Here is a 19,268-nt window from a genome sequence, read left to right on the forward strand (position 1 = left end):
GTTCTGTTTAGCGCACCCGCCTCCCCGCCCGGTTTCGCGACACCCGTTGCGGCACTTGCTAATCCGGGGACAGTTCAGGCCTAGGATCTTGCCGCTCAGGAGACGGGGTCGTCATAGGAGGGGTCGCGGAACTCGGCGTTCAGGGTCACGTCGACCTCCCGGAGGGCGGCGAAGAGGCGCTCCATGAGCAGGCCGGGTTTGCCTTGCTCGAGCTCCCACAGCCACTTCTGGGTGACGCCGAGACGCGCGGCCAGCTCGCGCTGCGACCAGCCCTGGATCTCGCGGCCCTGCCGGATCGCGTCGCCCAGCTCCTCCGGTGAGCCGATCACTCCGCGAAACGTCGCCACCCGGGCCTCCCTGACGTCGATAACAACATCAGACGCAACTGACGTTGATTTCGTAGTCAGGATGCGCGACGTTGTTATCGACGTCAACGCTCGGAGGCCCGGGTGGGCGGGTTACTGCGTCGGATTCAGTGGGGTCAGGCGATGGGCTCGCGGTCGACGTGCTTGCCACTGACCCGCACGCTGGCGTCGAACTCCTCGCGGATGCGGCTGTCGGGCTTGTACGTGGCGATGCTCAGCCCGACGGCGACGGCGAGGTTGGCGAGGAAGCCGGGCAGGATCTCGTAGACGTTGAAGATGTCGCCCGGGCCATCGGAGAGCGACGCCCAGATCCACACGACGACCGCACCGGTCACCATTCCGGCGAACGCGCCGGCGGTCGTCAGGCGACGCCAGTACAGCGCCAGGAGGATGATCGGGCCAAACGAGGCGCCGAAGCCGGCCCAGGCGAAGGCGACCAGGCCCAGGATCGTGTCGTTCTGGTTCCACGCCATCGCGGCGGCGACGAGGCTGACGGTCAGCACCGCCATCCGGCCCATCATCACGTAGCTGGAGTCCGACCGCGGGGTCTTGGACATCGCCTTGTAGAGGTCCTCGACGAGAGCCGAGGAGGTGACGAGCAGCTGCGAAGACACGGTGCTCATGATCGCGGCGAGCACCGCGGCCAGCATGAAGCCGGCGACCAGCGGGTGGAACAGCGCCTGCCCGAGGCGCAGGTAGATCGTCTCGGGGTCGCTGATCGTCATCTCCGGGTGGGACTGCACGTAGGCGATGCCGACGAGGGCGGTCATGACGGCGCCGACGACGGAGAAGAGCATCCACGCGATGCCAATCCGCCGCCCGGCGGTGGCCTCCTGTGGGCTGCGCAGCGCCATGAACCGCACGATGATGTGCGGCTGACCGAAGTAGCCCAGGCCCCACGCCAGCGACGAGACGACACCGATGAACGTCGCCCCGTTCACCATCGAGAAGTGCTGCGGGTCGACCTCGCGGATGAGGCGCACCATCTCGCCGGGACCACCGACCGCGACGAGTCCGAGCGTCGGAACGGCAATGAGGGCGGAGACCATCATGATGCCCTGCACGAGGTCGGTGTAGCTCACGGCGAGGAAGCCGCCGAAGAGCGTGTAGGCCACGGTGACGCTGGCGACGAAGACCATGCCCAGGTGGTAGTCCCAGCCGAACGAGCCTTGGAAGAAGACGCCGCCGGCGACCATGCCGGAGCTGACGTAGAACGTGAAGAACACGAGGATGATCGCGCCGGAGGCGATGCGCAGCGCCCGGGAGCGGTCGTGCAGCCGGTTCTCCAGAAAGCTGGGGACGGTGATCGAGTTGTTCGCGATCTCGGTGTAGGCGCGCAGCCGGGGCGCCACCACCTTCCAGTTGACCCACGCGCCGACGGTCAGGCCGACGGCGATCCAGCCCTCGACCAGGCCCGCGGCATAGACGGCGCCCGGCAGGCCCATGAGCAGCCAGCCGGACATGTCCGAGGCGCCCGCCGAGAGCGCAGCCACCGACGGGCTCAGGTCGCGCCCGCCGAGCATGTAGTCGTCGAGGTCGGTGGTGCGGTGGTAGCTCCACCAGCCGATGGCCAGCATGGCCAACATGTAGACGAGCATCGCAAGGATCTGATACCCGGTAGGACTCACGGATTCTCCTGAGGTGAGGGGTGCGACATCGTCGGCGCACCTGTGTGAAGGCTGGGCGAAGACTACCGCTCAGGGTGGGCGGTTCAGCACGCGCTTTGGGCGACCGGGCCACCCGGCCTACTGTGCTGTAGTGAGCACGAGCGACCAGCCCGACCGGACCGACGACCTCCACGGCGTTGACGACAACCGCCCAGCGCCGGTCGCAGGGTCCGTGCCTGGTGCCGAGCCCGCTACGGCCTCACCCGATTCGACGGGTGATTCGGCGGCCGAATCCGCGCGCCCGAGCGACGACACAGCCGACTCCGTGGACTCCGGGGAATCCGCCGACGGCGATGCGGAGCGGCTGCCGTGGCCCGCGGGGTACGAGTTCGGCAAGCAGGACGGCATCTGCGCCTCGCTGATCGGCCTCATGACGATCTACGGGTTGGCGATGATTCCGCTGCGGCCGGTGATCCTGGGGCTGGCGCCGATCGTGCTCGTCTCGTTGACCGGTTCGATGCTCGGGCTCGTCATGTGCGGTGCGCTGGGCTCGACCGGATGGCCGTGGTGGCCGGCGGCGCTGATCATCGGCACCTTGAGCGCCATCAAGTTCGACTTCGTGTGGTGGTGGGCCGGCAAGCTGTGGGGCGACCACTTCATCGCCAGCATCGCCGGCCAGACCGAACGCGCCCGCCGCCGCGCCAAGCGCGCGGAAAACCTCACCCGCCGCTACGACATCCTGGCCCTCGGCTTGGGGCACGTGCCCTACCTGCCGGTGCCCCGCTCCATCGTGTGCGCGGTGCTCGGCGCGGCCGGTTCGAGCATCAAGCGGCTGTTCATCATCAACACGATCTTCTCTGCCATCGTCGCCAGCGCCTTCCTGTATCTGGGGTGGCAGATCGGCGAGCCCGCGGTGGCCGTGCTCGAGGAGTTCGGCAAGTACATGTGGTACGTCTCCATCGTGCTGCTCGTCGTCGTGTTCTACATCGCCTTCCGCAGCGCCAAGAAGAGCGCGGCCGCCAAGGCCTGAGCGTGCCCGCCGAGTTGTCATTTTTCCGCTCCAGTTGTCGCAAAGAAACGACTTCTGGAGGGGAAAAGTGACGACTCGGCGGGCGCCCGCTGGCTGATCACGGGTCAGGTCGGGGCGAAGCCGGGCGAGCTCGAGCCGAGCCAGGCCAGCGCCTCCGGCACGTGCGGCACCCAGACGTCGGCGTTGTGCGCGCCCTCCGGCAGGATCGTCGCGGTGACCGACATCGGCGCGCGGGCGTTGCGCTGCGCCTCCATGGTCGAGGGGTAGGCCAACTTGTCTTGCCGCGCAGTCAGCGTCCACACGGCGACCGGTGGCCCATGGTGCTTGACGTACTCGACCAGGTCGTAGCGCCACGCCTCCGGGCTGTGCGCCGGGAACGGCACGTACGTCTCGAACGTGGGGCGCCAGTAGCCGCCGAACGAGATCGCGGTTGCGAACACCGAGGGATGCAGGGTGGCGGCCATGTTCGCGCACCAGCCACCGGCGCTCAGGCCCAGCGCGCTCCACGAGGTGCGGCCGGGCGCGGCGCGGAAGGTCGAGTACACCCAGCCGGGAACGTCCTGCGTCAGCCAGGTCTCCATCTTGGAGCCGCCGGGCACGCCCCGCACGGCGTTGACGCACTCGTTGTCCTGCCCGCCGGGCGCCCAGTGCGGCACCACGACGATCGCCTCGCGCATGCGGTGCGCAGCCACCTCGGCGGCGATGGCCTGGTCGATGCCGACCACGCGAAAGAAGGCGTACGGCGCCGGTCGGATGCCGTGGAACGCCTCGATGACCGGGTACTCGCGGTGCGCGGCGGCCGGCGTCGTGTACGACGGCGGGAACCACACAGTGACCGTGCCGGTCACCCCGCTGGCCGTGCCGTGCACGGTGAAGTCCTGGTAGCCGCCCACGGTCGTCGGAGTCAAGGACAGCTGCTGGTCGGGGCGGTCGCGCCGCCCGGTGATGTAGCTCGCGGAGCGCAGCTTCGCCTCGGTCGCCTTCTTCGCGGACTGACCGCCCTCGTAGGCGGCACCCGGGCCGGATCCGGCACCGGGCATCAGGTCGGCAACGGTCATGTACCAGCCGTACTCGGCGTTGACCGGGGCCAGCACGTTGAGCACGCCGAGCCCCGTGAGGACGACGATCGTGGCCAGGCGCCGCAGGATCGCGACGATCCCGGGCCCGGCGGCGCGCGGCCAGCGCCACACCGCCCAGACGATCGCCGCCGCCAGCAACGCCCGCAGCACCCAGATGAACGGCTCGCTGGTCACCGACAGCGACATCATGATTGCCCTACCCCCTGTTGTCCCTGCATCCCCTGAACCCCGCATCCCCCGAACGCCTGCAGCCCTAGCAGCAGCCGCCACGCGGTGTCCGGCATCCCATCCTCAGCTGAGCACCTTGAGCGGGCCCTGAACGTGGGGCGATCTCTCAGCCGATGTTCGGTTTCGCGAACCCGGCGCCCGCCCGGCCGACACCCACGCCGCGGGGTGGCGACGTCGATCGCCGGTCGGGGGCGACCGACCTCAATAGGCTGCGCCCATGAGCGCGCCCGCGGCCGGTGAGGTCGACCCGCATCTGCACCGGCTGCCCGACGGCACCGTCAAGCAGATCAATCCGTTCACCGGAACCCAGGTCTGGACGGTGCCCGGCCGCGGCAACCGACCACTGACCAACCAGGCCGCCCCGCATCAGCGCCTCGATCCGGCGCGGGCGGAGCGGCACTGCGCGTTCTGCCCCGAGCGGATGAACGAGACTCCGCCGGAGCGCATCCGGCGCATCCGCACCGACGACGGCTGGCGCGACCTGCGCAACGTGCCTGCGGGTCAACTCGGTACGACGCAGGCGGAGTTTCGGGTCATCCCGAACCTGTTCGAGATCGTCTCGCTGCGGTACTGGTACGAGAACCACGGCTACGAGCTGCCGGAGGCCGAGTTGGCGCGCCGGCGGGCCTACCTGGCCGATCCGCAGGGGCGGGCGCACGTTCTGGGGCTGGTCGGCGCGCACCGGCCCGCGGACCTGCTGACCGCCGGCGACGAGGCGATCGTGGCGGACTCGATCTTCGGCGGCTTTCACGACGTCATCGTCGCCCGCCGACACCACGTCGATGGCGCGACCTGCGACGACGAGCTGGCCTCGGCCTCCACGCTGAGCGCCGACGAACACGAGCAGTACGTCGACTTCACGCTGGCGGGCATCCGCGACCTGTTCGCGGCGAACGAGCGGATCGTCAACGTCGTGGCCTTTCAGAACTGGCTGCGGCCGGCGGGAGCCTCGTTCGATCACCTGCACAAGCAGCTCGTCGGGCTTGATGAGTTGGGGCGGTGGCGCTCCGACGAGGTCGTGGCGCTGCGCGCGGACCCCGACCTGTTCACGCGGTACGGGCTGGACTTCGCGGAGCGCAACGGGCTCGTCGTGGCGAGCGCCGAGCACGCGGTGGCGTTCGCCGGCTTCGGGCACCGGTATCCGACGCTGGAGGTGTGGACGCGGCGCCTCGACGCGGACCCGTGGAATCTGACTCCGGAGGAGCTGGCCGACGTTTCCGCGCTGCTGCACGCGTGCCACGCCGCGGGCGGGCCGGGCGTGCCGTGCAACGAGGAGTGGCACTACCGGCCGCCGAGCGTCGCGCAGCCGATGCCGCTGCGGGTGCTGCTGAAGTGGCGTATCTCGACCCCGGCCGGGTTCGAGGGCGGGTCGCGGATCTACGTCAACACCATCGACCCGTGGACGCTGGCGGATCGGGCGCGGGCCACCCTCGCCACGGCCGACGGGTTGTCGGCACGGGTGCACCTGGCGTAGAAACGAGCCGGAGGGCCAGCCACCCAATCAACCAACGCCGAAAGTGAGCTGATGACCGGTGAGTGAGCAGACGAACGCGGACGTCATCCAGGCCGACAACAGCCGGGTGCTGCACTCCTGGTCGGCGCAGGCGCACCTCGACCCGTTCACGGTGGCCGGGGGCTCCGGCTGCGAGCTGTGGGACTACGAGGGCAACCGCTACCTGGACTTCTCCAGCCAATTGGTGTTCACCAACATCGGGCACGGGCACCCGAAGGTCGTCGAGGCGATCGCGGCGCAGGCCCGGCAGCTGCCGACGATCGCGCCGGCCACGGCGAACGCGGCCCGGGCGCGGGCGGCCGAGCTCGTGCTGCAGCGGGCGCCGGAGGGGTTCTCGAAGGTCTTCTTCACCAACGGCGGCGCCGACGCCAACGAGAACGCGATCCGGATGGCGCGCCTGGTCACCGGCCGCGACAAGATCGTCAGCCGCTACCGCAGCTACCACGGCAACACCGGCGCCGCGATCGTCGCGACCGGTGACTGGCGGCGCATCGACAACGAGTACGCGCGCGGGCACGTGCACGTGTTCGGCCCCTACCTGTACCGCACACAGTTCTGGGCGACGAGCCTCGAGGAGGAGTCGGAGCGGGCGCTGCAGCACCTGGAGGCTGTGATCCAGGCCGAGGGGCCGTCGACGGTGGCGGCCATTCTGCTGGAGACCATCCCGGGCACGGCGGGGATCATGATGCCGCCGCCGGGCTACCTGCCGGGCGTGGGCGCGATCGCCGACAAGTACGACCTCGTGCTCATCCTCGATGAGGTGATGGCCGGCTTCGGGCGCACGGGTCAGTGGCTGGCGCTGGACGCCTTCGACGTGCGGCCCGACCTCATCACGTTCGCCAAGGGATCGAACTCCGGGTACGTGCCGGTGGGAGGCGTGATGGTCGACGGGCCGATCGCGTCGGCGTTCGACGAGCGGGTGTTCCCCGGCGGGTTGACGTATTCGGGGCACCCGCTGGCGGCGGCCTCCATCGTGGCGAACCTCGAGGCGATGGCCGACGAGGATGTCGTAGGCAACGCCGACCGCATCGGCCGCGACAGCCTCGGCCCGGGACTGCACGCGCTGGCCGAGAAGCACGAGGTGATCGGTGAGGTGCGCGGCACGGGTGTCTTCTGGGCGCTGGAGTTGGTGACCTCCCGCGAGACCCGCGAGCCCGTGCCTGGGGCGACCATCGGCGCCATCAAGAACGCCTGCCGCGAGCGCGGCCTCATCGTCTTCCCCTCCGCCAACCGCATCCACATGGTGCCCCCCGCTGTGGTGACCGCGGAGCAGGTCGAGCGAGCCCTGGCGATCCTCGATGAGGTGCTGGCGGCCACCGCCTGACGCTCCGCCTTCCCCCAACTGGGTGGCTAGGCAGAGCGGGCAACATGCTGCCCGCTCTGCCTAGCGCCGCCGGGGGTTGGCGGCGAGGGTTGGCGGCTGCGCGGCCGCCTCTCCTCAGAGGTGCGGGCGGCGGTCGACGTGGCGGGTGGCGGCCTCGAAGGCTTGGGCGACGGCTAGCACGCGGACGTCGTCGCCGTGCGCGCCGATGATCTGGAGGCCGACGGGCAGCTCGGGGGTCCCGCTCCCGGTGGCGGTCGGGTCCGCCGGAGCGAAGCCGGCGGGGACGGAGATGGCCGGGCTGCCCATCGCCGAGACGATGCTGCACGAGCGCATCCAGTCGACGTAGCTGCTCATGGGCTGGCCGGCGATCTGCTCCGGATAGCGCTGGGTGAGGTCGAACGGCAACACCTGGGCGGTCGGCGCGAGGAGCACGTCGAAACGAGAAAACCAACGGGCCACCTGGGCGCGCAGCCGGGTGCGGGCGGCGGTGGCGTTCATGAGGTCGGTGCCGGTCAGCTCGACGCCGCGCTCGACGTTCCAGCCCACCTCCGGCTTCACCTCCTCGGGGTAACGGGCGACGAGTTCGCGCAGCGACAGGGCCATCGCCAGCGCGCGGTAGGTGTCGAAGACTTCGTCGGCCGTGCGCAGGTTCGGGCAGGCGTCGCTGACCTGCGCGCCCAGCCGATCGAACACCTCCCGGGCGGCGATGACGACCTGGGCGACCGGCTCCTGCACCGGCATGCCGAGGCCGAAGTCCACGGTGAAGCCGACCCGCAGGCCGTGCAGCGGCCGGGCGTCGGGGTCCGGGGTGGCGGTGATCAGCGGCGCGAACGCCTGCGCGTCGACCGGGCACGGCAGGGCGACCCGCGGGTCGGGGCCCGCGAGCACGCTCATCGCCAAAGCGATGTCGGCGACCTCGCGGGCCATCGGGCCGGAGATGGTCAGCCACGCCCACGCGTCCTTCGTGGGGGCGACCGGCACGATGCCAGCCGACGGCCGATAGCCGACGACATTGCAGAACGCCGCCGGATTGCGCAGCGACCCGCCGAGGTCACTGCCGTCGGCCAGCGCCTGGATGCCGGTGGCCAAGACCACCGCGGCCCCGCCGCTGCTGCCGCCGCAGCTCAGGTGCGGCGCATAGGGATTGCCGGTCGCGCCGAACAGCTCGTTGAAGGTGTGCGAGCCGGCCGCGAACTCCGGCACGTTGTTCTTGCCTGTGGAGTTGGCGCCCGCGGCGCGCAACCTGGCGATGATGAGGTCGTCGCTCGTGGGCACGACGTCGGTCAGGGCCGAGCCCATCGTCGAGCGGATGCCGGCCACGAGGTGGGTGTCTTTGTGGGTCATCGGCAGGCCGTGCAGAGGGGGCAGCTGCTCCGGCGGGGTCGTGGCGGCAAGCTCGTCGGCGGCCGCCGCGCGGGCCCGGGCGCCCTCCCGGTCTTCGATGACGACGGCGTTGACCTGCGGGTTGACCGCGTCGATGCGCTCGTGGTGGGCGGCCAGCGCCTCCCGGGCGCTCACCCGACGGGTGCGCAGGGCGGTGGCCAGGTCGCGGGCGCTCCAGCGCCACAGGTCCGGGGGCAGGTCAGCAGGCATGGTTGAGAACTTTAGGAGGTCGACGCCGCGCCTGCTATCGCCTGCGTGGTGATCTTCCGCGATCGCCCGTGCGTGACCGAGCATCGGGGGATGACGATCGCCTCCGTCCTCACCAGCACTGCCCTCACCAGTACGACGCTGAGCCACGGCGCGCTGCTCACCGACACCACCTTCTCCGATCTGTTCGACTTCGGGATCTCCCCGACGGAGAAGGTGATTCGCACGGTCCTCGTGTATCTGGGCATTCTGCTGATCATCCGCGTCTCCGGAAAACGGCTGTTGGCGCAGATGAACAGCTTCGACCTCGTCGTCGTGCTGCTGCTCAGCAACGTCGTGCAGAACGCGATCATCGGTAACGACAACTCGCTCTCCGGAGGGTTGCTCGGCGCGCTCGTGCTCGTCGCGGGCAACGCCGGGCTGGACCGGCTGAGCCATCGGTGGCCGCGGCTGAACCGGCTGCTGCAGGGCAAAGCCACTGACGTCGTCATCGACGGCCGCGTCGACGAGCGGGCGCTGCGCGATCTGGGCATGACCCGAGGCGAGTTGCGCACCGCCCTGCGGCATCAGGGGGCGGATGCCCTCAGCGAGGTGCGGTTGGCCTCCCTCGAGCCCGGCGGGTCCGTCGCGGTGGATCTACGGCCGCAGGACCAGAACGCGAGCCGCGGCGACCTCGACGACGCCGTGCGCGACCTGCGCGCCTACCTCGACGAGCGCCTGGCGCAGCCGCGGCGAGAGGCCTGAATCCTCCCACCGCGGCTGGTTGCCCCTGCCGCTCAGGCCCGCGCGGCGGCCGACCGTGCCAGAACGCGGGCCTCTACGTGGTCGAGCCAGCGGATCTCGGATTCGGCCGCGTAGACGAGGTTCTCGATGACGAGCAGCCGGCTCAACCCGCCTCCGGGGCCGACGCCGGGGCTGTGCCCGTTAGCGCTGCCGTTCGCTGCGCTCGGGTTGTCGAGCGCTGCGGAGGCGGTGGCTTTCTGCCGGGTGAGGGCGCGCAAGCGGGCCATGGTGGCGGTGCGTTGGGCGTGCACGAGGGCGGGCACGTCGACACCGGGCAGGGTGACGGCCAGCGCGAGCTTGATGGCCAGCTCGTTGCGGGGCGTGCCGTCGCTGCCCACCGGGTCGGCCCACCAGCCGTCGAGTTCGGCGCGGCCGGCGTCGGTGATGCGGTACCCGATGCGCCCCTCCTCGTCGGGCCCGCCGTCGGGGGCCACGAGCCCGTCGCGTTCGAGGCGACCCAGCGTCGTGTAGACCTGGCCGACGTTCAGCGGCCACGACCCCCCGGTGCGCTCCTCGAACTCCGCGCGCAGCTGAGCCCCGTACTTCGGGCCGTCGGACAACAGGGCGAGCAGCCCCTGACGTACAGACATGTCGTCCCCCTCCTCAGGCCAGTCGACGGGTCAGGTCGGGGCGGCCCCGCACGAACAGCGCGGCCAGCCCGGCTGCCAGCAGCGGCACGATCACGAGTGCCGCAGCGAAGGTCCACCACGGGACGATCGCGTAGCCCCACTCAAGATGGCTGCCCGTGGGGTCCGGTGCGCGCGTCATCACCCAGGCGAAGATCACCCCGGGCACGGCGCCTACCGCCAGGCCGAGCACTGTTCCGATGGAAGCGAGCATCCCGGCCTGCACCGCGGCCAGGCGACGACGGATCCCATCGGAGGCTCCCACGGCCGCCAACGTCGCCAGGTCGCGCCGGGATTCGCCCATCGACAGGGCCGTTGCGGTGAGCGTCGCCACGAGAGTCAGCAGTGCGACGCTGAGGAAGGCGACGAACAGCCAGGCTTGGATCGTTGACTGGTAGCCGCGCTCGACCGGGACCTCCGCGGAGCTGGCCAGGCCGAGGGCGGCGGCGAGCGCGGCTTGTTGCTCGGCGGTGATCGTGCCCGAGGGCTCCGCGACGAAGAAGGTGACGACCTCGGCCTGGGCGCCCAGCCGGGCGGCCGTCAGCGGGGTCATCAGCACTTCGTGGTCGTTGCCGGTGAGCACGGACTGAAACTGCTGCGTCATGGCCGGCACCTCGACGCGACCAGGCGCGCTGTGCCAGGTCGGCTCGTACGTCTCCGGGTCTTGGTCGATTTGCCCTTCGACGAACGTCAATGACCCGTCGGCGACAAGCCCAGGCGTGTTCGTGACGAGCCCGCCCCGCCGGAGGGTCTCTTGCGCCTGCGACGGCAGACCGTAGATCTCGGTGAGGTCTTCGGCCGACATCACGACGGTGTTGCCCCCGTAGTTGTCGTTGATCACCACCGACGCGCAACGGTCCTCGATCGCAGGGGGCCGCAGCCGCAGGTTCAGCGCCTGGGCAGGGGTGCAGCCGGTGGCCGCCACGAACGCGGGCGTGGTGCCACCCGACCAGACGCCGCCGTCACCGGGCTGCGGTTGCTCCGACCCTAGGATCGGTCGCCCGAGAGCGAGCACCCGGGCGCCAGGGATCGTCTGCTGCACGGTCTCGGTGAGCTGCTCGGGCGAGAGATTGCCCACCCCTGCGTAGAGCCGGGCCATGCCCTCTGGTGCCTGCGGTCGGTAGTCGCGGCGCATCGACTCGTCGGCCGTCAGCCCACCGATACCGAAGCCGGCCAACAGGATCGCCCCCGCCATGATCGCGGCCACCGTGGGCACCGCCCGGCCCCGCTGTCGGGAGGCATCCCGGGTGGCCATCCGCACGACGAGCGGCATTCCCCTCGAAAGCCGACCCAGCAGCGCGAGCAGCGATCCGACGAGCAGCAAGGCACCGATGACGACGGCGGCACCGGACAGGAAGATCAGCAGCACCAAGAGTGTCGCGTTGGGATCACGCAGCTGGAAGGCGTTGAGGACGGTGGCCCCCATGACGACCGTGCCCGCGACGAACAGCGCGATGCCGACCACAGGCAGACCGCGGTGCGGCGCGGGAGAGAGGACGTCGCCGCGCAAGGCGGCGACGACATCAAGTCTGGTCAGTCCGCGCGCGGGAATAAGCGCCGAGACGACCGCCGCGACAATCGCGAAGACGACGACGATCGACGTCTGCAGAGCCGGCACCTCGAACGGCCCCAGCACCATCGGACGCAGCCGGGCCAGGATCGGCAACGCCAGCGCGGCGAGCGCCACCCCGGCGACCAAGCCGACGATCGTCGCCCCGAACCCGAGCACGAGGGCCTGAGCCAGCAGCGTGCGGCGCAGCTGAGCGCGAGTGGCGCCATTGGCCGCAGCGAGGGCGAGCGAACGGCGCTGCCGCTGGGCGATGACCGCGAACGCCGGCCCGGCCAACAGGCAGCTCTCGATGAGCAGGGCCAGGCACAGCAGCACCAGGGCGATGAGGTCGATCGCCGGCGGCCCGAACTGCTGCGTCGGCTGGTCGGCGGGTACCTGGCTCGGATTCTCGACGACGTCGCGGGAGAGCAGCGCCAGCCCGTAGTTGTTGAGCTCTTGCACGCGCTGCCAGGTGATCGGCGCCGTGTCGGTCAGCAGGAACTGGGTGCCCTGCAGTGTCGTCGGGGCAGCCGTGACGAGCGCGATCGGCTGGGTGGCCGCGGCCGCGCGGGCGGTGCCGACGACGGTGCCCGTGACTCGCGGTGTCGCCTCGATGGGAGGCGGGGCGACCATGGTGGGCGTTGCCGGGGTCGCGGTGGGCGTGGGTTCCGGAGCCGGACTCGCTGTTCGGGTCGGGGCGGAGGTCTGGCCCGCAGTCGCCGTCGGCGTGGGTTGGCCCGAACTGATCGGTGCACTCAGATCCAGCGTGCCGCTGGCCGGCAGACCGAGCCGCTGGCCCCAGTCGGTCACCACGTACTCCCCCGGCCGGGTCGGCCAGCGGCCGTCGACGAGCTCGACCATGCCCCGCACGGCAGGGTCGGTGCCGTCGACGGCGAGCACCTGGATCGGCGTTAGCCGACGATCGATCTCGACGTCGGTGGTCTGCGAGCTCAGCGGCACCAGGCGACCACCGGTCACCCCCTGGATCGCGGTCATCGCCGAGGCGAGGGCTGCGTCTGGGGTCAGGCCGGGGATCGGCTCGGCTCGCCGGGGCGTGGGCGTTCCGTCGCCGCAGTTCAAGGGGGGTCCGTCCACCCCCCAGGAGCCGGGGATTAGTGCTGCTGCGGAGCCGTTCTCACACTGCACGACGGTCGCAATGCTCCACGGATCGCCGGAAACCGCGTAGTCGGCCTTGGAACCGCCGAGCAGCGCCTGCGCACTGCCCATCGTGGCCTGGAGCGCCTCGCGGACCGTGATGTTACGCGTCTCCAGCCCGGTCAGACCCCCGACGAGGATGAGGACGGGCAGGCCGACCATGACGGCGACGATGAGGCTGCGGCCCCGGTGTCGGCGAATGTCACGACGGGCCATACGCAGCGAGACACGCCAGCCGGCGAGCCAACGGGCGAAGGCGCCACCAGCCGGCCCTTCCGCGGGCCGCGGTCTGGGTTCGGGGTCGCTGACCCGCGGCTGCTCCTGGGTGGTGGTCACGTCCGCGGCTCCCCCACGAGCGCGGCGCCCGTCGCCGACGCGGAGACCGAGTCGGCGCTGTTCGCGGTCGCAGCAACCGGGCCACCGCTGCTGTCGACGATGAAGCCGTCGCGCAGGTAGACGACGCGGTCGGCCCAGGCGGCGTGCCGAGCCTCGTGCGTGACGAGCAGTCCGGCGACCCCGGCGTCGCAACGGCGTCGCAACAACTCGAGAATCCCCTCACCCGTCACCGAATCCAACGCGCCGGTCGGCTCGTCGGCCAGGATCAGCCTCCGGTCACCGACGACCGCACGAGCGATGGCCACCCGCTGCCGCTGCCCACCCGACATGTCATCGGGAAAGCGATCGGCGAGCTCACCGATGCCCATCTCATCGAGCGCCTTCGACGCCACGTCGCGCGCGGCACTCGGGCTCGCCCCGTCGAGCTCGAGCGGCAGGCCAACATTCTCCGCTGCGGTCAGTGAGCCGATGAGGTTGAAGTCTTGAAAGACGACGCCGACGTGGCGGCGGCGCAGGGCGGCCAGGGCCGCGGAGTCGAGTGTGCCGAGGTCGCGGCCTTCGATGACGACGCTCCCGGAGGTCGCCCGGTCGAGCGCCCCTACATACCGAGTATTCATCCTCGGTAAGTCATGTATACCGAGTATGTGGGCGAGGGCGCAAGTACCTCGCTCACGGTTGCATGCAAAGCCTTGTGAAGACATCTCGCCGTCCTCAGGCCAGCCGCCGAGTCAGGTCGGGGCGACCCTTGACGAAGAGCGCGGACAGCGCCGCCGCCAGCAGCGGCACGAGCACGAGCGCCGCCGCGAACAGCAACCACGGCACGACCACAAACCCCGGCCCAACCTGGCTGCTCGAGTAGGCAGGTCGGTGCGTCACCGCCCAGGCCCAGAGCGCACCGGGGACCGATCCCACCACCAGGCCGAGCACCGTCCCGATCAGCGCGAGCATCCCGGCCTGCGCGGCGGCCAGCCGACGCCGCACGCCCGCGGGGGCCCCGACCGCCGCCAGCGTCGCCAGGTCGCGGCGAGCCTCGCCCATCGACAGGGCAGTCGTGGTGCTCGTGGCGAGGAGCGTCAGCAGAGCGACGCTCAGGAAGGCGACGAACAGCCACGCCCGAAGCGGCGATTGATAGCCGCGCTCGACCGGGATGTCCGACGGGTGCACCCCCAGGCCGGCGGCGAGTGCAGCCTGTTGCTCGACAGTGATCGAGCCCGACGGTGCGACGACGAAGTAGCTGACGACCTGCACGTGAGCATCGAGCCGGGCCACAGTTTTGCGGCGTCATGAGGGTGCGTTTTGGCCGCACTCACGCGAGACCGGGATGGCCTCAGAGGTCGATGACGAAGTCGTCGCCCTCGCGACGGAAGCCGACGAGGCTCAGGTAGTGGTCCTGTTGGGAGTTGGCGGCCACGGTGATCCGCTTGATACCGGCCTGGCGGAAGATGCCAGCGCCGCGGGAGAACAGCCACGGCCCGATGCCGGAGTCGCGGTACTCGGCCAGCACGTAGTCGAACCGCATACGCAGCACGTCGCCCTCCTGCTCCCCCACGAGCAGCCCCGTAGGCACGCCCTCGCGCGTCACGAAGACCGCGAAATTGCCCGGAGGGCCGGTGACGCTGGTCGACCACGTCTTCTCGACATCCGCTGCATGGACGAGGAGGAAGTCGCGCAGAAAGGGGCTGTCCGGCTCGATGCGGACGGCGCGTAGATCTTTGTCACCCGAGAACTCCTTGCGCAGGAACCACAGGTTGAGGCCCAGCACGGCGATGTTGGTGATGATGACGGGGATGGCGTGCAGCAGCACCCCGTAGGTCGTCATCGTCAGCGCACCCAGCGTCGAGACGATGCGCAGCCGCACGATCGAGGTCATCGACAGCGACAGCACGATGAGCGCCGAGGCGACGTAACCGATGATGTCTATCTGCAGCGGGCTCAAGGGCCGTCCTTCCTGCTACTCACGACCCCACTGTGCCAAGGCCGGGACCGCCGACACGCCCTACGGCCTATCCCTCTTGTCCGAACTCACGCAAACCGGGCAGAACGTCCTCGGCGAACTGCGTCAGGAAGCGCTCCTGGTCGTGCCCGGGGCCGTGGACGACGAGGTGGGTGAAGCCGAGGTCGACATACTCGCGCATCGCCTCGATCGCCTCCGGGCCCGAGCTGGCGACGATCCAGCGCTTGGCCACCTGCTCGATCGGCAGTTCGTCGGCCGCCGCCTCCATCTGCGCCGGGTCGTGCAGCGAGTGCTTCTGCTCGGGCGACAGCGAGAGCGGCGCCCAAAAGCGGGTGTTCTCCAGCGCGCGCACCGGGTCGCGGTCGTAGGAGATCTTGATCTCGATCATCCGGTCGATGGAGCCGTGCGCGCGACCCTTCTTCTCCAGGCCCTCGGCGACGGCGGGCAGCAGCTTGTCCTCGTACAGCTCCCGACCCTTGCCGGAGGTGCAGATGAAGCCGTCGCCGTAGCGGCCCGCGTAGCGCGCGACCATCGGGCCACCCGCCGCGATGTAGACCGGGACCGGCTCGTCGGGGAGGTCGTAGATCGTCGCCTCCTCGGTGCGGTAGTACTCGCCGGCGAAGCTGAACCGCTCCCCGGCCCACAGGCCGCGCATCACCTCGACCGCCTCGCGCAGCCGAGCGAACCGCTCCTTGAACTCCGGCCAATCGCCCTCGACGGAGCCGACCGCCATCTCGTTGAGCGCCTCTCCCGTGCCGACGCCCAGCACGATCCGCCCGGGCGTCAGGCACGCCATCGTCGCGAACGCCTGCGCGATCACCGCCGGGTTGTAGCGGAACGTCGGCGTCATGACCGACGTGCCGAGCACGATCCGCTGGGTGCGCGCCGCGACGTGCGCGAGCCATGGAATGGATGCCGGGGCGTGCCCGCCCGTGTGCCGCCAGGGCTGGAAGTGGTCGGCGATGAACGCCGAGTCGAAGCCGAGCTCCTCGGCTCGGATCGCGAACCCCGCCAACTGCGCGGGGGCGAACTGCTCGCTGGAGGCCTTGTATCCGATGCGCACCGACATGAGCCCAAACTAAGCCGCCCGCCGCCGACGCGCCCGCACGGGCAGTGACCGGATTCTGGGCGGGGATTGACGGCGCCCGGCCACCGACCGCACAGTGGGTGTCGAAACGATTCGATTACTTCCTGGAAGGACCGCGGTGAGCACCACCCAAGCCCAGATCGTCGAGCGCGCGAAGGTCGCGACCTCCCTCGTCTTCGTCCTCGCCGGGGGCGCCTTCGCCACCTGGGCAAGCCGTATCCCCGACGTGCGCATCGCCCTCGACCTGACCCCCGGGCAGCTCGGCCTCCTGCTGCTCTGCGGCTCCGCGGGTTCCCTCGTCGGACTCCCCTTGGCCGGCTGGGTCGCCTCCCGGATCGGCACCCGCAACACCGTGCGACTCGGCGCGACGCTCACGACCTCCGGACTCGTCGGCACGGGCGTGGCCGCGGGCGTGCTGCACGACTTCTGGCTCACCGCCGCGTTCCTGTTCGTCGCCCTCGCCGGCATCGGCCAATGGGACGTCGCCATGAACATCGAGGGCGCCGCCGTCGAGCACCGCCTCGAGCGCAACATCATGCCCCGCTTCCACGCCGCGTTCTCGGCCGGCACCGTGGGCATGGCCCTCATCGGAGCCGGTCTGGTCGCCGCGCACGTGCCGATCGCCGTGCACTTCGCCATCGCCGCCGTGCTGCTGCTCGGTGCCGCCATCGTCGCGACCCGCGCCTTCCTCCCCCCGGAGATGGACGAGGCGCTCGCCGGCGCCGGCGCTGCCGCGGATGAGGCGTCCGCTCCCGTCCCCACGACAGCGGCCGCTGGAACCTCAGCCACCACCGCCACCGCTTCCGCCGCATCCGACGGTCACGCGCCCGCCAACTCCGTCGCCACCCCGGTGATCTCGGCCCGGGCCGCCTGGCTGGAGCCCCGCACGCTGCTCATCGGCCTCGTCATGCTCGTCGCCGCGTTCACCGAGGGCACCGCCAACGACTGGATCTCCGTCGCCTTCGTCGATGGCTACGACCTGCCGACGTGGGCCGGGGTGCTGGGCTTCGCAACCTTCCTGTCGTTCATGACGATCGGGCGGCTCATCGGCGCCAGCATGCTCGACCGATGGGGGCGCGTGCCGGTGCTGCGGGCCATGCTCATCGCGGCCGGCTTCGGCAGCCTCATGGTCGTCTTCGGCAACCCCGTCCTGGCCTACATCGGCGCGGCCATCTGGGGCTTCGGCGTCTCCCTCGGCTTCCCCGTGGGCATCAGTGCTGCCTCCGACGACCCGCGCAACGCGGCCGTCCGGGTCAGCGTCGTCTCCACGATCGCCTACGGCGCCTTCCTCATCGGCCCGCCCGCTCTCGGATTCCTCGGCGACCACTGGGGCATCCTGCGGGCGCTTGCCGTCGTCTCCGCGATGCTGATCCTGGCGCTACTGGCCCTCCCGGCCGTGCGTAAGCCCGAGCCGCAGGTGGCACGGATGACCGACGCGGCCGAGGCGGCCACGGCAACGCTGGATTCGGCCGACAACGACCGGCTGCGCGAGCGCACCTGAGCCGCGGACGGGCCGACTTCCGCGGGCGACCCGCGGCCGACCCCACCCCTCCGCTCGACGGTTGCGGTCGCTGCCGAGCGTTGTGGTTGCGACCGCACCCCTCGGCAGCGGGCGCACCTGTCGACTTCAGGTGGGCGGTCCGACCCCCCTGTCGCCGGCCCGCTGGCGGGCGATACTCGAGAGATGGACGACGACTCGGCACCGGGCAGCACACCTCAGGCCCGCGCGCGGCGGGCGATCGAGGCGGGTTACGTCGTGCGGCCGGCCGTGGTCGGGGATGCCGACGAGCTCGGCGCCATGCACGTGCAAGCGTGGCGGGAGTCCTACACGGGAATCATCGACCAGCAGGTGCTCGACGACATGGACCCCCAGCTACGGGCGCGGCGGTGGCGCGAATGGTTGGCCCAGCCGCAAAGCCCGACCCAGCTGTTCATCGGCTTCGACCCCGACGGCCGACTCGTCGGCATGGTCAGCGTGGGCCCCGCCCGCGATGAGGACTCCCCCACCGGTGAGGAGCTCTGGGCGATCAACGTGCTCGCGGCCGCCAAGGGCAGCGGACTCGCCGACGCGCTGCTGCTCACCGCCCTCGGCGACCGGCCCGCCTCCATGTGGGTGCTGCGCGACAACCCGCGCGCCCACGGGTTCTACGCCCGGTACGGCTTCGCGCCCGACGGCACGAGCAAGTACGACGAGCGACTCAAGGCCGACGAGGTGCGCCTGACCCGAGGCGCCAGCTGACCGCAGGCGGCTCGCCCCCCACCCGCGCCGACAGCGCGCTCGCCAACCGCTCCGCGACGGCTGCGGTCGCTGCCGACGGTTGCGGATGCGACGGCAACGGTCGGCAGGGAGCGCGACCCTCGACGTCTGCCTGGGGGTCCGGCGGGGGCGGCGCGGCGGGGCCAGGTCAGGTCAGGTGCGGTCAGGAGAGGATGCGGATCTGGAACGGGTACTTGTACACCTCGCCCTTGTTGGCTTTCACGGCGCCGATGATGTGGCACACGATCTGCGCGACGAACGAGATGATGAGCAGCGGAATGCCGACGACCGCGCCGATCACCGTGAGAATGCACAACCAACCGACGAGCGACATGATCCACATGCCGAGGTTGAAGTTGAACGCCCCGGCGGCGCACTGCTTCACGAACTGGCTCTTGTCCTTGTAGAGAAACCACACGATCAGCGGCCCGAGGAAGCTGAGCCAGCCGGCGCTGACGACCATCGCGACGAGAGTCGACAGGTGGGCGATGAGCGCCATCGAGCGCTCTTCGCTGGACACGAAGGCGGGCGAACCACCCATCTGTCCGGAGTTGTACGGGTAGCCGGACGGACCGGCCGGTGCTGGCGGGTACTGAGTCATCAAAGGTCCCCTTCACTTCGATCGGTGCGCCGACCTGCGGTGCTTGACTGCGGGTGCTTGGCACTGACTGGCAACCGCACAAACGACCCTAGTGCCGGGGCCGCGCCGACCGCACTCCACGAGAACCCGGAGACGACCCGGAGGCGACCCGGAGAAGAGCTGGCTGCGACCGCCGGGGACCGGC

The 19,268-nt window shown here is 70.4% G+C and carries 17 protein-coding genes; 6 read left to right on the plus strand and 11 right to left on the minus strand.

Annotated elements, in window-relative coordinates; genetic code table 11:
- Window positions 1-95: 95 nt before the first annotated feature.
- Window positions 96-347: a helix-turn-helix domain-containing protein gene (locus KILIM_RS14855; protein ID WP_006593540.1), complete on the minus strand. Its 252-nt coding sequence runs from the start codon at window positions 345-347 to the stop codon at window positions 96-98.
- 134 nt (window positions 348-481) lie between these two features.
- A complete protein-coding gene (gene putP / locus KILIM_RS14860; protein WP_006593541.1) occupies window positions 482-1,993 on the minus strand; it encodes a sodium/proline symporter PutP in 1,512 nt (503 codons plus the stop codon).
- Between the two features lie 130 nt (window positions 1,994-2,123).
- Between putP and KILIM_RS14865 the strand changes: the two genes are divergently transcribed.
- Window positions 2,124-3,002 carry a DedA family protein gene (locus KILIM_RS14865; protein ID WP_040563525.1) on the plus strand — a complete coding sequence of 293 codons (879 nt, stop codon included), beginning with the start codon at window positions 2,124-2,126 and terminating at the stop codon, window positions 3,000-3,002.
- Window positions 3,003-3,106: 104 nt separating this feature from the next.
- On the opposite strand, the gene KILIM_RS14870 is transcribed toward KILIM_RS14865, so the two are convergent.
- Window positions 3,107-4,270: an alpha/beta hydrolase gene (locus tag KILIM_RS14870; RefSeq protein WP_006593543.1), complete on the minus strand. Its 1,164-nt coding sequence runs from the start codon at window positions 4,268-4,270 to the stop codon at window positions 3,107-3,109.
- Between the two features lie 256 nt (window positions 4,271-4,526).
- Between KILIM_RS14870 and KILIM_RS14875 the strand changes: the two genes are divergently transcribed.
- Both KILIM_RS14875 and KILIM_RS14880 read left to right on the plus strand, forming a co-directional pair.
- Window positions 4,527-5,783, plus strand: coding sequence for a DUF4921 family protein (locus tag KILIM_RS14875; RefSeq protein WP_006593544.1), 1,257 nt, complete (start codon window positions 4,527-4,529; stop codon window positions 5,781-5,783).
- 58 nt (window positions 5,784-5,841) lie between these two features.
- A complete protein-coding gene (locus tag KILIM_RS14880) occupies window positions 5,842-7,146 on the plus strand; it encodes an aspartate aminotransferase family protein (RefSeq protein ID WP_006593545.1) in 1,305 nt (434 codons plus the stop codon).
- Window positions 7,147-7,260: 114 nt separating this feature from the next.
- On the opposite strand, the gene KILIM_RS14885 is transcribed toward KILIM_RS14880, so the two are convergent.
- The gene (locus KILIM_RS14885) at window positions 7,261-8,739 is read right to left on the minus strand and encodes an amidase (protein WP_006593546.1); all 1,479 of its coding nucleotides are present in this window, start codon (window positions 8,737-8,739) and stop codon (window positions 7,261-7,263) included.
- A gap of 90 nt (window positions 8,740-8,829) precedes the next feature.
- Here KILIM_RS14885 and KILIM_RS14890 point away from each other — a divergent pair, with 90 nt between their 5' ends.
- Window positions 8,830-9,480 carry a DUF421 domain-containing protein gene (locus KILIM_RS14890; RefSeq protein WP_006593547.1) on the plus strand — a complete coding sequence of 217 codons (651 nt, stop codon included), beginning with the start codon at window positions 8,830-8,832 and terminating at the stop codon, window positions 9,478-9,480.
- A gap of 32 nt (window positions 9,481-9,512) precedes the next feature.
- Here the strand turns inward: KILIM_RS14890 and KILIM_RS14895 are convergent, their stop codons facing one another.
- The 6 genes from KILIM_RS14895 to fgd all read right to left on the minus strand — a co-directional run bounded on the left by KILIM_RS14895 (window position 9,513) and on the right by fgd (window position 16,208).
- Window positions 9,513-10,109 carry a PadR family transcriptional regulator gene (locus KILIM_RS14895; RefSeq protein ID WP_006593548.1) on the minus strand — a complete coding sequence of 199 codons (597 nt, stop codon included), beginning with the start codon at window positions 10,107-10,109 and terminating at the stop codon, window positions 9,513-9,515.
- A gap of 13 nt (window positions 10,110-10,122) precedes the next feature.
- Window positions 10,123-13,185 carry an FtsX-like permease family protein gene (locus KILIM_RS14900; RefSeq protein WP_006593549.1) on the minus strand — a complete coding sequence of 1,021 codons (3,063 nt, stop codon included), beginning with the start codon at window positions 13,183-13,185 and terminating at the stop codon, window positions 10,123-10,125.
- Entirely contained in the window at window positions 13,182-13,802 is a 621-nt protein-coding gene (locus KILIM_RS14905) for an ABC transporter ATP-binding protein (RefSeq protein ID WP_006593550.1), read from the minus strand. The genes KILIM_RS14900 and KILIM_RS14905 overlap by 4 nt, the downstream gene beginning before the upstream one ends.
- Before the next feature lie 94 nt (window positions 13,803-13,896).
- Window positions 13,897-14,433, minus strand: coding sequence for an FtsX-like permease family protein (locus KILIM_RS14910; protein ID WP_157551739.1), 537 nt, complete (start codon window positions 14,431-14,433; stop codon window positions 13,897-13,899).
- 79 nt (window positions 14,434-14,512) lie between these two features.
- On the minus strand, window positions 14,513-15,121 hold the full coding sequence (locus KILIM_RS14915) for a hypothetical protein (protein ID WP_006593552.1): 609 nt from the start codon (window positions 15,119-15,121) through the stop codon (window positions 14,513-14,515).
- A gap of 67 nt (window positions 15,122-15,188) precedes the next feature.
- A complete protein-coding gene (fgd, locus tag KILIM_RS14920; protein WP_006593553.1) occupies window positions 15,189-16,208 on the minus strand; it encodes a glucose-6-phosphate dehydrogenase (coenzyme-F420) in 1,020 nt (339 codons plus the stop codon).
- A 136-nt stretch (window positions 16,209-16,344) separates the two neighbouring features.
- Between fgd and KILIM_RS14925 the strand changes: the two genes are divergently transcribed.
- Together KILIM_RS14925 and KILIM_RS14930 are read left to right on the plus strand one after the other, a co-directional pair.
- Window positions 16,345-17,727, plus strand: coding sequence for an MFS transporter (locus tag KILIM_RS14925; protein WP_006593554.1), 1,383 nt, complete (start codon window positions 16,345-16,347; stop codon window positions 17,725-17,727).
- 183 nt (window positions 17,728-17,910) lie between these two features.
- Window positions 17,911-18,465 carry a GNAT family N-acetyltransferase gene (locus KILIM_RS14930; RefSeq protein WP_006593555.1) on the plus strand — a complete coding sequence of 185 codons (555 nt, stop codon included), beginning with the start codon at window positions 17,911-17,913 and terminating at the stop codon, window positions 18,463-18,465.
- A 181-nt stretch (window positions 18,466-18,646) separates the two neighbouring features.
- Here the strand turns inward: KILIM_RS14930 and KILIM_RS14935 are convergent, their stop codons facing one another.
- Window positions 18,647-19,084 carry a DUF4870 domain-containing protein gene (locus tag KILIM_RS14935; protein WP_006593556.1) on the minus strand — a complete coding sequence of 146 codons (438 nt, stop codon included), beginning with the start codon at window positions 19,082-19,084 and terminating at the stop codon, window positions 18,647-18,649.
- Window positions 19,085-19,268: the final 184 nt, after the last annotated feature.

The sequence above is a fragment of the Kineosphaera limosa NBRC 100340 genome, assembly GCF_000298215.1.
Lineage (GTDB): Bacteria > Actinomycetota > Actinomycetes > Actinomycetales > Dermatophilaceae > Kineosphaera > Kineosphaera limosa.